Origin of the sequence: Gandjariella thermophila (assembly GCF_005405885.1) — a bacterium.
Taxonomy (GTDB): domain Bacteria; phylum Actinomycetota; class Actinomycetes; order Mycobacteriales; family Pseudonocardiaceae; genus Gandjariella; species Gandjariella thermophila.
In genome coordinates, this window is the sequence record NZ_BJFL01000005.1 from 1 (window position 1) to 13,247 (window position 13,247).

Here is a 13,247-nt window from a genome sequence, read left to right on the forward strand (position 1 = left end):
AAGAACTGGAAGATACTTGCCACCGGCTTTCGAGGGCGCCTCGCCGAGCTTCCGAATGTCATCCGAATCGTCACCGCACTGGAGTTCTACCGACTTGGCTGGTAAGGGCTCTGAATAACGCTCTTGACCTTCACCGAGCTTGCGCGATGGATCAACCCGATCGTGCGCGGCTGGTTGCGGTACTACGGAGCGTTCTATCGCTCTGCGCTGTTCGCCGTCCTCCGGCGTGTCAACGCCTACCTGATGCGTTGGATCCGCAAGAAATTCAAACGGCTTCGGAGGTTCAAGAAGGCCCACGGGTGCTGGCAGCGCATCACCAGTCAGCATCCCAGGCTCTTCGCTCACTGGGCATGGACACCGACGTTCTGGTGATCAGGATGACAAGAGCCGTGTAACGAGAGATCGTTACGCACGGTTCTGTGGGAGCCGGAGGGTGCGATTCCCTCCGGCCACCCGACCCTTAGGCGGGTTCCGGGCGCAGCGGAACGAGGGTGACCAGGCCGGACAGCTCGATGACCCGGCGGACCAGGGACTCCGGCGGCACCAGCAATTCCAACCAGATCTGCAGCAGCCGCAACCGCTCGGCCAGGCCGAAGAAGATCCAACCCCGGCTTAGCCGGGCGCGCCGCGGGACTGGGTGAGCCAGCCGGCGACCTGGACGCGGGAGGTGAAGCCCAGCTTGTTGAGGATGTGCTCGACGTGGGTCTCCGCGGTGCGCTGCGAGATCACCAGCTGGGCGGCGATGTCCCTGTTGCTCAGTCCCTGCGCGACCAGTTCCGCGACCTGCCGCTCGCGCGGGGTGAGCGGGGTGGCCTCCTCGCGCGGCGCGGGCGGGGTACCGGCGGAGTCCTCGCCGAGCGCGTAGGCGATCGCCGCCTCCGGGGTGAAGCGCAGGCCGCTGGAGAACGCCGCCTCGTACGCCCGGTCACCGAGATGCGCGCGGGCGTCCTCGGCGCACGCGTCGTGGAAGCCGCGCAGGTAGGCGTACAGCGACAGGCCGGTGGCGCGCCAGATGCACTGCACCGCGCCGAGCAGCGTGGCTGCCCGCTTCCAGTCGCCCTCGGAGGCCGCGATCCAGGCCAGCGCCTCGGTGCAGTTGCCGGCGCCGAGCATGTCCGCGAACAGCAGCTTGAGCCGCAGCCCGGTCTGCTCGGCGGTGGTGGCGCGGGTCGTCTCGCCGCGCCGCCACAGCGCGATTCCCATGATCCACAACGTGTAGGACCGGTACCACCGCTCGCCGCGCGCGTCGCTCATCGCCAGCGACTCCTCGCACAGCGCCACCGCCCGGTCGTGCTCGCCACGGAAGATCGCGATCGAGGCGAGCCGGGCGATCGCGTGCACGACGCCGATCGGATCGCCGGTGGCGCGGTGCCTGGCCAGTGCCTCCTCGAACCGGGCGGTGGCCTCGCCCAGGTCCCCGCGGAAGATCGCGATCAGGCCGGCGAGCCGGGCGGTGTAGGCGAGGCCGCTCGGGTCGTCCAGCTCGGTCGCCAGCCGGCGGGCCGCATCGTGCAGCGGGATCGCGGTGGCCATGTCGCTCTGCAGGCAGGCCAGCCAGCAGTTCACCCACAGCGCCTTGGCCCGCTCCGGGGTGGGGTCCGGGGCCAGCGCGAGCAACCCGTCCAGCCAGCGCCGACCCTCGCTGAGGATGCCCGTGGTGATCCAGTAGATGCGCAGCGCGGCGGCGATCCGCAGCCCGGCGAGCGCCTCCGAGCGGCAGGTCCGGCTGAACGCCAGTGCGGTGCGCAGGTTCGGCAGTTCCCGCCGCAGCCGGCCCCACCACTCCACCTGGTGCGGGCCGAACCACTCCGCCTCGGCCTGCTCGGCCAGCCGCCGGTAGTAGTCCCGGTGCCGGCGCAGCACCCGGTCTTCGGCCGGGCCGGCGAGGCGTTCCCGGCCGTACTCGCGGACCAGTTCCGGCAGCCGGTACCACACCCGGTGCGCGTGCTCCTCCCTGGCCAGGATCGACTTGTCCACCAGGTTGACCAGCAGGCCGGCCACCGCGTCGCGGGCGATGCCGCCGCCGGAGCAGACGTCCTCGGCCGCCGCGAGGTCCAGACCACCGGAGAACACCGACAGCCGGGCCCACAGGTCCTGCTCGGCCGGCGAGCACAGGTCGAAGCTCCAGGACAGCAGCGCCCGCAGGGTGCGCTGCCTGGGCGGCGCCGCGCGGCGGCCGGTGACCGGAAGCTGCAGCCGGTGCTCCACCCGCTCCAGCAGTTGCTCCACGGACAGCGCGCGAAGCTGCACCGCGGCCAACTCGATGGCCAGCGGCAGCCCGTCCAGGCGGCGGCAGATCTCGGCGATCGTGCCGGCGTTGTCCCGGGTGACGGCGAAGTCCGTCACCACGGCCGACGCCCGCTGGGCGAACAGGTCGACCGCGTGGAAGGAGGCCACCGCGTCCACTGGCTGGTCCGGCTCCGGCACGGACAGCGGCGGCACGGTGAGTACGTGCTCGCCGCCGACGTGCAGCGGCTCCCGGCTGGTGGCCAGGATCCACAGCTTCGGTGCGGCCGGCAGCAGCGTGGCCGCGAGCGTGGCCGCCGCGTCGACCAGGTGCTCGCAGCTGTCCAGCACGAGCAGCAGGTGCTGGCCGGCCAGCCGCTCGGAGAGCACGTCGAACGGGGCCTCGGTGGCGTGGTGCCGGATGCCCAGCGTGTTCGCCACGGTCTCGGCGAGGAGGCTGCCGTTGTCCAGCGAGGCGAGGTCGACCAGCCACACGCCGTCCGGGAAGGTCCGGCGCACGCTCGCCGCCGCGCGCAGCGCCAGCCGGGTCTTGCCGATCCCGCCCGGCCCGGTCAGCGTGACCATGCGGGTCGCCGACAGCAGCCGCCTGAGTTCGGCCAACTCCGACCGCCGGTCGACGAAACTGGTCACGTCGACCGGCAGGTTGCTGGCCCGGCTTCGGACCGCTGGCCTGGTCATCACGGTCAACGGTAGGTGAACCCGGTCCGGTCGCCCAGCACGGGCACAAATCGATGCGACGGCGGATCGGCCGCGCGCGGGAAAGCCGGGGCGGCGCCGGGCATTCGCGCCTCCCCGGCGCCGCCGGAACCGGTCGTGCCGGCGGCCACGGCGGGGCTCCGAAACATGGACCGGTTTCGAATTAGCCCGTTGACCTGGTCGGATCCGTGACTACGTTGAGGACGTGCGCGCTGTCGCGACTCGGCGGCCGGGCAACCTGCCGGCCGAGGTGACCAGCTTCGTCGGCCGCCGGTCCGAGACCGCGGAGGTCCGGCGCCTGCTGTCCGTCGCCCGGCTGGTGACGTTGACCGGCGTGGGCGGCGTCGGCAAGACCAGGCTGGCGCTGCGGGTCGCCACCGCGCTGCGGCGGGCCTTCCCGGACGGCGTGTGGCTGGTGGAGCTGGCCGAGGTCGGTGAGGACGCGCTGGTGCCGCACACCGTGGCGCAGGCGCTGGGCATCCAGGACACCGCCGGGCGCAGGCCGGTGGAGCTGCTTGTCGACTTCCTGCGCGGCCGCCACCTGCTGCTCGTGCTGGACAACTGCGAGCACGTCGTCGACGGTGCCGCCGAGCTGGTCGGCACGCTGCTGCGCGAGGCCGACCACCTGCGGGTGCTCACCACCAGCCGAGAGACGCTGCGGGTGCCGGGCGAGCACGTCCGCGTGGTCGAGCCGCTGCCGTGCCCGGCGCCGGGCGGCGAGGCCGGCGACGAGACCGCCGCGGTCACGCTGTTCACCCAGCGGGCCGCGGCGATGATTCCCAGCTTCACGCTCACCCCGGACAACCGCGCCGATGTCGCTAGGGTGTGCCGCCGGCTGGACGGCCTGCCGCTGGCCATCGAACTGGCCGTGGTGCGGCTGCCCAGCCTGTCCGTGACACAGCTCGAGGAGCGGCTCGACCAGCGGTTCCGGCTGCTCACCTCCGGCGACCGGGCGGGCGCCACCCGGCACCGCACGCTGCGCGCGGTGGTGGACTGGAGCTACGAGCTGTGCACCCCCGCCGAGCGGGTGATGTGGGCGCGGACGTCGGTGTTCGCCGGGGCGTTCGGGTTGGACGCCGCCGAGGAGGTGTGTGCGGGCGACGGCGTCACCCGTGGCGAGGTGATGGAGCTGCTCGCCAGCCTGGTCACCAAGTCCATCCTGGTCTGCGAGACCCGCCGGGAGCGCGCCCGGTACCGGCTGCTGGAGACGATGCGCCAGTACGGCAGGGAACGGCTGCGGGAGGGCGGGGCGGAGTCCGCGGTGCGGCGCCGGCACGCCGAGCGCTACCTGCGGCTGGCCGGGCAGTGCGAGCAGGAGTGGTTCGGCCCCGGTCAGGACGCCTGGCTCCACCGGTTGCAACGGGAACACGCCGACCTGCGGGCCGCGCTGGAGTTCTGCCTCGGCACCGAGGGACTGGCCCGCTGGGGGCTGCGGATGGCGGCGGCGCTGTGGTTCCACTGGATCTACTCCGGCCTCGCCGGGGAGGGCCGGCGCTGGCTGGAGTGCACGCTGGCCGTGGACCGCTCGCCCACCCCGGAACGGGCGAGGGCGCTGTGGGCGGCCAGCTTCATCGCCACCCACCAGGGCGACCTGGCGGCCGCCGGTGAGCTGGCCGACGAGGCCCGGCACCTGGCCGAGCGGCTGGGCGAGATGTCCACCCTGGTCCGCGCCGTCCACCGGGAGGGCCTGATCGCCACCTACACCGGTGACCTGGAGCGGGCCGAGCGCCTGCTGAGCGGCGTCCTGGCCCGCTACGCGGAGCTGGGCGAGGGGGAACACGCGCAGGCCGTGCTCGCCCGGCTCGGCCTGGCCGCGGTGCGCGAGATGCGCGGCGACCTCGACGAGGCGATCCGGCTCGGCCGCGAGTGCCAGCGGATCTGCCAGGCGCGCGGCGACCACACCCTGCTGTCCAGCACCCGCTACATCCTGGCCCGCATCCACCGCGCGGCCGGTCACCCGGACCAGGCGGCCAGCCAGGCCCGCGAGGTGGTCCGCATGCAACGCCGCCACGGCGGCCGGCCGGACGCCTGGCACCTGGCGCTGTGCACCGAGGTGCTGGCCTGGCTGGCCGAGGACGGCGGCGAGCACGAGCGGGCGGCGGTGTTGCTCGGCGCCGCGGCGCAGGTCCGGCGCGCCGCCGGGCTGGTCGACATCCTCCGCACGTCCATGCACGACCCGCACCGCGGCTACGAGCACCGAGCCCGCGCCGCGCTCGGCGACGACGGCTACGTGGCGGCGTTCGACCGGGGCAGCCGGCTGTCGGTGCCGGAGACCATCGCCTTCGCGCTCGGCGAGAGCCCCCGGCGCCGGTTGAAGCGGGCCGCCGGCGGCGAGCCGGGCGCGGCGCCCACGGGGACGGACGGGGCGTCGTTGACGCCGCGGGAACGGGAGGTCGCCGAACTGGTGCTGCGCGGGCTGTCCAACAAGGAGATCGCCAGCGAGCTGGTGATTTCCGCGCGCACCGCGTCCACCCACGTGGAGCACATCATGCTGAAACTCGGTTTCAGCTCGCGCACCCAGATCGCGGCGTGGGCCAGCACCAACGCCGCGGCCGCCCAGCAGGGAAATTCGGCCGGCTGAAGGCCTGCTGAACAGGGCTCCTTTCCCGCCGGCGAGCACACGCCCCGGCCACGCGAATCGGCATATGGTGGACGCCAGCCAGTCCCGTTCGCTGAGGGGTCGAAGAACCGACCGGGCGCGGTCAGGGAACGGGGATTCGAGGAGGGGACGTGAACGTGTTCGTGCCGCTCGTGGGCGCTCTGCTCTCGTGGCTGCACGGCTATTTCGGCCTCGACGTGTGCCCCGGGGACTGGGCGTGGACGCTGACCGGGCTGGGCGCGGTGACGGCGGCGTTCCCGGTGGCCGGCGTGGTCCTGGTGCTGGCCATCCGGCACGTCACCGGCAACCGGCTGTCCCTCGGCACGGTCACCGCCTTCGCCGGGATCGGCGTGTTCACATCGCTGGTGGTGCCCTGGGCGATGTTCGGCGGCGCCTCCGACGTCTTCCGCGCCGCCTTCCGGGGTTTCGTACCGGCGGGAATGGGCCGTGCCGAGCTGGCCACGCTGGGTGAGCGCTTCTGCTTCGTGGTGCAGCAGCGGGCCTATCTCGGCAACGGGCAGATCGGCAGTACCACGCTGTTCACCGGCCAGGGCATCGTCGCGACGGTGCTGCACGCCGTCACGCTGGTCGTGCTGCCGGCCATCGGCGTGTTCGGCGTCATCCTGATCGGCCGCGCCGCGTTCCGCCGTGGCCCGCGCTGGCCGTCCCGGTTCTTCTGGGTGCCGTTCGCCGTGCTGCCGTTCGTCACCACGCAGCTCACCGCCAGCGTGCTGGCGCAGCTCTGGGTCGGGTTCGTGCCGGCCAGCCTGCTCGGCGCGATCGCGGTGCGCCTGCTGCCGCCGCCGAGCTGGGCGGCGATCAACCGCAGCGCCGAGCGTCGCCGGGAGCAGCCACCGGAGCCCGCCGCCGATCCGCTGACGCCGCCGCCGGCCGCGCCGATGACCCCACCACCGGCCCGGCCGATGGCCGAACCGATGGCCAGCCAGCCGCTGCCGACCCCGCTGGACGGCGACCCCGGCGACGGGCGGCGCCCGCCCGAGCTGCCCGGACCCACCGTGGAACCACCGAGGGACGGCCCCGCCCGGCTGGCCACAGCGCCCGGCCGGATGCCGTTCGAGGCGTACCGCAACAGCATGCCGCAGCAGTCCACGGCCGCCGCGGTGGGCGCGGACCGCGGCGTCACCGCGGCGATCGGCCCGCCCATCGCCGGCCGGTTCGTCCGCCTGCAACGCCTCGGTCGGGGCGGGATGGGCACCGTGTGGCTGGCCGAGGACAGCCAGCTCGGCCGCACGGTGGCGGTGAAGCTCTCCCACGCCCTCGACGCCGACACCGAGGAACGCATCCTGCGCGAGGCCAGGGCGCTGGCCGCGGTGCGCCACCCGAACTGCGTGCGGGTGTACGACATCGTCGAGGACGCCGGCGAGGACGGCCGCGGCCTGGCCATCGTCATGGAGTACATCGAGGGCCGGTCGCTGTCCGAGGAGGTGCGCGGCCACGCGGCGCTGGACGACGTGGCCGCCGCCCGGCTGTGGGCGACCATGGCCGGCGCGCTGGCCGCCGCGCACGACAAGGGCGTGCTGCACCGCGATGTCAAGCCGTCCAACATCATCATCGACCCGAGCGGCGCCCCGCACCTGATCGACTTCGGCATCGCGCGGCGGCAGGGCGAGAGCACGCTCACCGCCGCCGGGATGATGATGGGCACCCCGGACTACCTGGCCCCGGAGACGGCGGCCGGCCAGCCGGCCACACCCGCCTCGGACGCCTGGCAGCTCGCCGCCACGGTCAGCTTCGCGCTCACCGGCCGGCCACCGCGCGGCGAGCGGGAGAGCACGGTGTCCGCGCTGATGGCCGCCGCCCAGGCGCAGCCGGTCACCCACCTCCCGCAGCAAAGCGTGCACCGCAAGCTGCTTGCCGCCTCGCTGCACCCGGACCCGGCCCGGCGGCCACCGCTGTCCCTGGTGCAGCGGGAGGTCAACGGCTGGCTGGCGCACGCCGGCCACAAGCAGGACGGCCCGGTCACCGGCATGCTCCGCCGCGCCGAGATCGGCCACTGACCAGTGACCGCACCCGCCGGCTGACGGGCAATCAGCGCAAGGTCGGCCGCTCATCGTGCCGTACTCGCTACCCTGAGCAGTCGAGCAGCGGGAGAGGGGCGGGCCGGTGCCGTGGATGTTGCGGGCGGTGGAGTTGTCCGGGTCGACGCGGTGGCGGTGGCTGCTGCTCGACGAGGACGGTCGGACGGTCGCCGACCACGAGGTTGACGTCGACCCGGCGGCCCCGGAGTACGAGGCCATCCATGACCTGCACGGCTACCTGTGGCGGAACCGCGTGCCCGACGACCGCATCCCCGCGGAGACGGCGATCGTGGCGCGCGTCGGTGCGTGGCTCGGCGAGCGGGTGCTGGGTGAGCGGATCGGCCGGCTGATCGTAGCCGGTGACGAGGACACCGTCCGGGTGGAACTGCCCGAGGGCGCCGACTTCCTGCCGCACTGGCCGCTCGAACTGTCGCATGTGGACGGTGTTTCGCTGGCCGGTCGTGGAGTCGGCCTGGTCTACCAGTGGGCTGGCACCCAGGCCCGGGACAAGCAGCCGGTGGGCGACGCGCTGCGCATCCTGGCGCTGTTCTCCATGCCGTCCCGCACCTCCGTGCTGGCGCTGCGCCGGGAGCGCTACGAGCTGGCGCGGCTGGTCCGCACCGTTGCCGCCCGCGAGCGCCGGGCCGTCGAGCTGCGGGTGCTGCAGTACGGGGTGACCCGCGACCGGCTGCGCGCCACCGCCGAGCAGGAGCCGGGGTGGGACGTGCTACACCTGGCCGGGCATGGGCTGGAAGGGGGCCTGCTGCTGGAACATCCGGACGGCTCGCCCGACGAGGTGTCCACCACGGACCTCGTGACGCTGTTACGGCCGGCGCGACGCCGGTTGAAGCTCGTCGTGCTCGGCGTCTGCCACTCCGGTGCGGCGACGGCCGCGGAGACGATGCGCTGGTTGCGACTGGACGAGCAGGCGGACGCGCTGGACCCCACCGCCGAAGTCGACGGCGCCACGGTGGGGCTAGCGCGCGGTTTGGTGGAACGGCTCGGCGTTGCCGCGGTGGCGATGCGCTACCCGGTATCGGACGAGTTCGCCGTCGCGCTGACCGCGGAGCTGTATCCGCGGCTGCTGGGTGGCATGCCGGTGGACCGCGCCGTCGCCCTGGCCGTACCGGCCGCCGCCGGGGAGCGGCCCTCGGCCGGCCGACCGCCGTTGTCCCTCGGCACGCCCGCGGTGTTCGGCCCCGGCGCCGCCGGCCTCACCCTGCGTCCGCCGGCCGGCACCGTGGACCTCGACCCGAGCCGGCACCGGATGGTCGGCTTCCCCGCCGAGCCGGAGCGGTTCGTCGGTCGCACCCGGCTGCTCATCGACGCGGCCCGCGCGCTCGCGCCGCGCAGCGACCGCACCGGCGTGCTGCTGGTCGGCATGGCCGGAGCCGGCAAGACCACGGCCGCCCTGGAACTGGCCTACCAGCACCGGGACCGCTTCGGCGCGCTGGCCTGGTGGCAGGCCCCCAGCCGGGACACGGCGCCCGGCGACGCGATCGTCGGCCTGGCGCACGCCCTGGAAACCCAGCTCGGCCACCTCGGCTTCACCATGCTCGACGCGGTGGGCGGCGAGGACCGCCTGCGCCACTTCCTGCCCCGGCTGTCCGCGCTACTGCGCGACGAGGCGGTGCTGCTGGTGCTGGACAACCTGGAGACCCTGCTGTCGGCGTCCGGCACCTGGCGAGACCCGATGTGGGCGGCACTGGTCGAGACCCTGACCGGGCACGGCGGCGAGTCCAGAGTCGTGCTCACCAGCCGGACCGCCCCGGACGGCCTGGACACCGACCGGGTGGCGGTGCTGCCCACCCACGCGCTGTCCCTGGCCGAGTCGATCCTGCTCGCCCGTGAGCTGCCGCACCTCGGCGCGCTGCTGCGGGACGTGCCCGGTCCGCACCGCGGACCGGCGGCCGATCCGGTGCTGGCCCGGCGAGTGATCCACGTCGTGCAGGGCCATCCCAAGCTGCTCGAACTCGCCGACGCCGCGGCCGCCGACCCGGAGAAGCTGCGCGCCCGGCTGGACGCCGCCGAGCGTGCCGGTGCGGACGCCCCGCTGGGCGCCTTCTTCGCCACCGGCACCAGCGACGTGGACGGCGCCCAGTTCCTGGACATCCTGACCACCTGGACCACCACCGCGCTCGCCGACCTGCCCACCCCGGCCCGCACCCTCGCGGAGCTGATCGCCTGCCTGGAAGACGCCGACCGGACCGTCCGGGTCGTCGGCACCGTCTGGCCGCAACTCTGGCGCACCCGGCACGACGGCGACCCGCCGTCACTGGACGAGGCCGTCGACACGCTGGCCGCCGCCGCGCTGGTGGACGCCGAAGGCGTCGGGGACGTCGCCGTGGACTACCCGATGCACCCGGGCGTGGCCGCGGCCGTCCGCGCCGCCACCGATTCCGACCTGCGCGCCACCGTGGACGACCTGCTCGGCGACCTGTGGTGGCGGGTCGCGGTCGGCGCGGGGCAGGTGGAGCAGGAGGGCGACGACGTCGCCGGCGAGACGATCGTCAACCGCGGCCTGGCCGCCCTGCCGTACCTGGTGCGCCGCGGCCGTGCGCGGGAGGCCGTCGCCCTGATGACGGCCGTCACCTCCCGCGATCCCTCGCCGGGCACCGCCCACCGCGTGCTGGGTTACCTGCGCCGCCTCCGCGACGACGGTGTGGAGACCGGGCAGCGACTGGACACCCAACTGCTCCACGCCAGGGTGCTGGCACGGATCGATCCCGCCGAGGGATTGGCCGCGATGCACGCCCTGCGGGCCGAGGTCCGCGGTCGCGGCGACCCGAAGGAGGGCGCGCGGGTCGCCGGTGAGCTGGCCAACCTGCTGCGCGATCACGCGGACCTGGCCGCCGCGCTGGAGGCCGCCGAAGAGGCGGTGTCGCTGGACCGCGCATCCGGGGGCGGCCCGTGGAGCGAGGCTGGCCACGAGGCGCTGGTGCTGCAGATCCTCGCGGCGATGGGCCACCACGACAAGGTGCTGGAGCAGGCGACCGGCCTGCTCGAGCGGCTTGACTCCCTCGATCCCGAGTCCAGTGCCGGCGAGTACCTCTCGACCTGGACCGTCACCGAGACCATCCTCGACGCGGCGTTCCTGGCCGCTTGTGGTCTGGGCGACTGGCCCCGTGCGCTCGAACTCAACGGGCGCGCCCAGGACAGCAGGAAGCGGAGGGGAGCGTCCACACAGGACCGCGCCCGCGTCGCCTTCAACGCCCACTTCCCGCTGCTGGAACTGGGCCGCCACGGCGAGGCGGAGGAAGTGCTGCTCGCCTGTCAGGAGGAATTCGAGCGGGCCGGCGACATCGTGCTCCTCGGTCGGGTGTTCAGCGCCAGGGCCAATCTCGCCATGAAACGGGGCCGGCTCGGCGAGGCGATCGCGAACGAGCACCACGCGCTGCGGTACAAGTACCAGCGTCCCGAGGCCGGCACCGTGGCCACGAGCCACCACAACCTGGCGCTGTACTGTCTCTGTCCCCCGAAGCGACCGGAACTCGCGGTTGTGCACGGCCTGGCCGCCGCGCTGCTGTTCCGGGCCTCCCACCGCGCCGCCAACGAGGACAGCGGCGTCCGCATCGTCGCCTGGTCATCGCGCGGCCACGCGGATGACCTCCTGCCCGCAGACCTCGGTGAACTGACGGCGCGGGTCGAGCAGGTGCCCGGCGTCCGGTTCGGCGAACTCCTCACCGAGCTCGTGCCCGACGCCGCGGCACGGGACGCGCTGTTCACCGACATCGTGAACGCAACACGCACCGTCGTGCTGAAGTAGCCGGCGCGGAAAATGCCGCTGATCGTCTGCGCTGGTCGGCGTACCTTTGCCGGGTGATCTCGACGAGATGGCTGGTCCGGCGGGAGTACCGGTCACCGAGCACGACGTGAACGCGGACGGCACGGTCCGAGACGCGGCGGTGGCGCTGTGGGTGGATGCCGCTCGGCAGGCTTATCTCGACCATTGCGCCCTGCTCCAGCGGTTGCGCGAGCGCTCCGGGCTCACCCTGCGGCACCGTACGGGCACGCTGCCCGCCGGCGCACTACTCGGCCGGCCGACCAGCGTAGTGATCTCCGCCAGCACAACGGAGTTCCGACCGCGTTCGTTCACCATCTCGATGCGGCTCCGCCCGCGCGGCGGTGACCAGGAGGTCGCGCTGAACGCCGCCTCCGTGATCCGGCTGGAGGACCCGACGACCGGCGAGGTGGTCGAACTCGGTCCACCAGCCGCGTTCCTCTTGATCGCGTTACCCCGATGCCTCGATGCCGGCCCCACCCTGCTCATCCCGTTCAGCAGCGACCTGTGGATTCCACCGGGACCGTCACACCCCCTGCTGCCTCGCCGGATGACTCGCGGTTAGGAAGTACTCGGCAACTCGCACCCGCCATTCACGACGGGTCATTCGCACGGTCACGAAATCGTCTCCGCTGTCGCCTGTGGGTCATACTTCGGCCACGCCGGTTACTTCGATCGTGTGGCCGCATATCATCGCACGACGGGAATAGCTTACCGCACTCTGACAACTCCCAGACGGTGCCTGACTTCCGATCCCGCGACGTAACGGTTCCGGTGTTCGCGCGGATATGTTCGGTGCGGCGACCGGCCGACCATGGGCCGAGGCCGCCAAGGTGATATTTTTGACCTGACGGGAGAACTGGTGTGGGCCGTTCGCGGCGGGCCAGCGAAAACCTCGCGCTCTTCATCTTGTGCGGTAAGCTCGCGGCGCAATGGATGGCCGCATCATTTCTGAGCTATCCGCCTGTTCTGTTATATCTGCTCACCAGCGACCCCGTGCTGCTCGGCCAGCACGACGAGGTGTGGGTGTTCAGTTGCTGCGCCCCCCTCGCGGCGCTGTGGGTGGTACTGCGTCACCGGCGCGTGCGGCTACGGCTCTCCTGGATCGTCGGCCGCTCCCTGGCACTGCTGGCCCTCTCCGCGGTCGTCGCGGCGATGGTGCCGACGCCGCCCGGGTTGCGTATTGTCGACCTCAACCCCGTTCGGTCCGGCGCCGTGCTGTGGCTGCTCTGGGTATGGATCATCGTCTGGCGAATCATCGATCGGCGCGTGGCGGCCCGCCAGGGGACGCAATGGGTCGGGACGCCTTGGGCCGGGACCGTCCGGCAGGCGGAGCGGGGCGATATCTGGTGGGCGGAGGTGCCGTTTGAGAAGGGTAGTTACGAGGACGGTGGACAAAGCTCCAAGGACCGGCCGTGCCTGGTGGTCAGCACCTTCAACCGGCACGCCTATGTCCTGAAGATCACCAGCGTGCCGAAGGAGGAGCGGCACGGCTACATTGCGATCCCCGCCGGCTGGCATCCGGAAAACGACAAACCCAGTTGGCTCCAACTGCATCCGCTGTTGAAGGTGCCGAAAGGAGACTTCCGCCGGTACGTCACGTCCTGCCCGGAATGGTTCTGGGACAAGTCAGTGAGGTTTATCCGGCGGATGCCACGACGGCCACCCACCCGCAGCCGGCCCGCGCCGCCACGCGGACTCCTCTCGGCAGAACCGACCAGACCGGACCGCGCCGGCAGAGACGCTGAGCAGGCGCACTCGGCTGAGCACGGGTGGAGAGTCGGGTGGTGGATTAGTCCGCGCGGTTGGTCGGTAACTCCTTGCAGTTGACGGCGCAGTCCGTCAAGATCGCCGAGCACCCACGCCGGAGTCGGCCGTCCGGCCC

The 13,247-nt window shown here is 72.7% G+C and carries 7 protein-coding genes; 6 read left to right on the top strand and 1 reads right to left on the bottom strand.

The window, feature by feature from the left end; translation table 11 throughout:
- Nucleotides 1-123 precede the first annotated feature (123 nt).
- Nucleotides 124-372, top strand: a complete 249-nt coding sequence (locus FFT21_RS07240) for a group II intron maturase-specific domain-containing protein (RefSeq protein ID WP_225978173.1) — start codon at nt 124-126, stop codon at nt 370-372.
- A 240-nt stretch (nt 373-612) separates the two neighbouring features.
- On the opposite strand, the gene FFT21_RS07245 is transcribed toward FFT21_RS07240, so the two are convergent.
- The gene (locus FFT21_RS07245) at nt 613-2,925 is read right to left on the bottom strand and encodes an ATP-binding protein (protein WP_137813003.1); all 2,313 of its coding nucleotides are present in this window, start codon (nt 2,923-2,925) and stop codon (nt 613-615) included.
- Nucleotides 2,926-3,148: 223 nt separating this feature from the next.
- Here FFT21_RS07245 and FFT21_RS07250 point away from each other — a divergent pair, with 223 nt between their 5' ends.
- From FFT21_RS07250 to FFT21_RS07270, 5 genes are all read left to right on the top strand, one after another.
- Nucleotides 3,149-5,524, top strand: a complete 2,376-nt coding sequence (locus FFT21_RS07250) for a helix-turn-helix transcriptional regulator (RefSeq protein WP_137813004.1) — start codon at nt 3,149-3,151, stop codon at nt 5,522-5,524.
- Nucleotides 5,525-5,673: 149 nt separating this feature from the next.
- Nucleotides 5,674-7,560 carry a serine/threonine-protein kinase gene (locus FFT21_RS07255; RefSeq protein WP_307722902.1) on the top strand — a complete coding sequence of 629 codons (1,887 nt, stop codon included), beginning with the start codon at nt 5,674-5,676 and terminating at the stop codon, nt 7,558-7,560.
- A 115-nt stretch (nt 7,561-7,675) separates the two neighbouring features.
- Nucleotides 7,676-11,347: a CHAT domain-containing protein gene (locus FFT21_RS07260; RefSeq protein WP_137813005.1), complete on the top strand. Its 3,672-nt coding sequence runs from the start codon at nt 7,676-7,678 to the stop codon at nt 11,345-11,347.
- Between the two features lie 67 nt (nt 11,348-11,414).
- The gene (locus tag FFT21_RS07265; protein WP_137813006.1) at nt 11,415-11,927 is read left to right on the top strand and encodes an acyl-CoA thioesterase family protein; all 513 of its coding nucleotides are present in this window, start codon (nt 11,415-11,417) and stop codon (nt 11,925-11,927) included.
- 299 nt (nt 11,928-12,226) lie between these two features.
- Nucleotides 12,227-13,192, top strand: coding sequence for a type II toxin-antitoxin system PemK/MazF family toxin (locus FFT21_RS07270; RefSeq protein WP_137813007.1), 966 nt, complete (start codon nt 12,227-12,229; stop codon nt 13,190-13,192).
- Nucleotides 13,193-13,247 lie beyond the last annotated feature (55 nt).

Coding starts and splice junctions, on each gene's coding strand:
- FFT21_RS07245 (WP_137813003.1), bottom strand. CDS start 2,925: ATGACCAGGCCAGCGGTCCGAAGCCGGGCCAGCAACCTGCCGGTCGAC.
- FFT21_RS07260 (WP_137813005.1), top strand. CDS start 7,676: ATGTTGCGGGCGGTGGAGTTGTCCGGGTCGACGCGGTGGCGGTGGCTG.
- FFT21_RS07265 (WP_137813006.1), top strand. CDS start 11,415: ATGGCTGGTCCGGCGGGAGTACCGGTCACCGAGCACGACGTGAACGCG.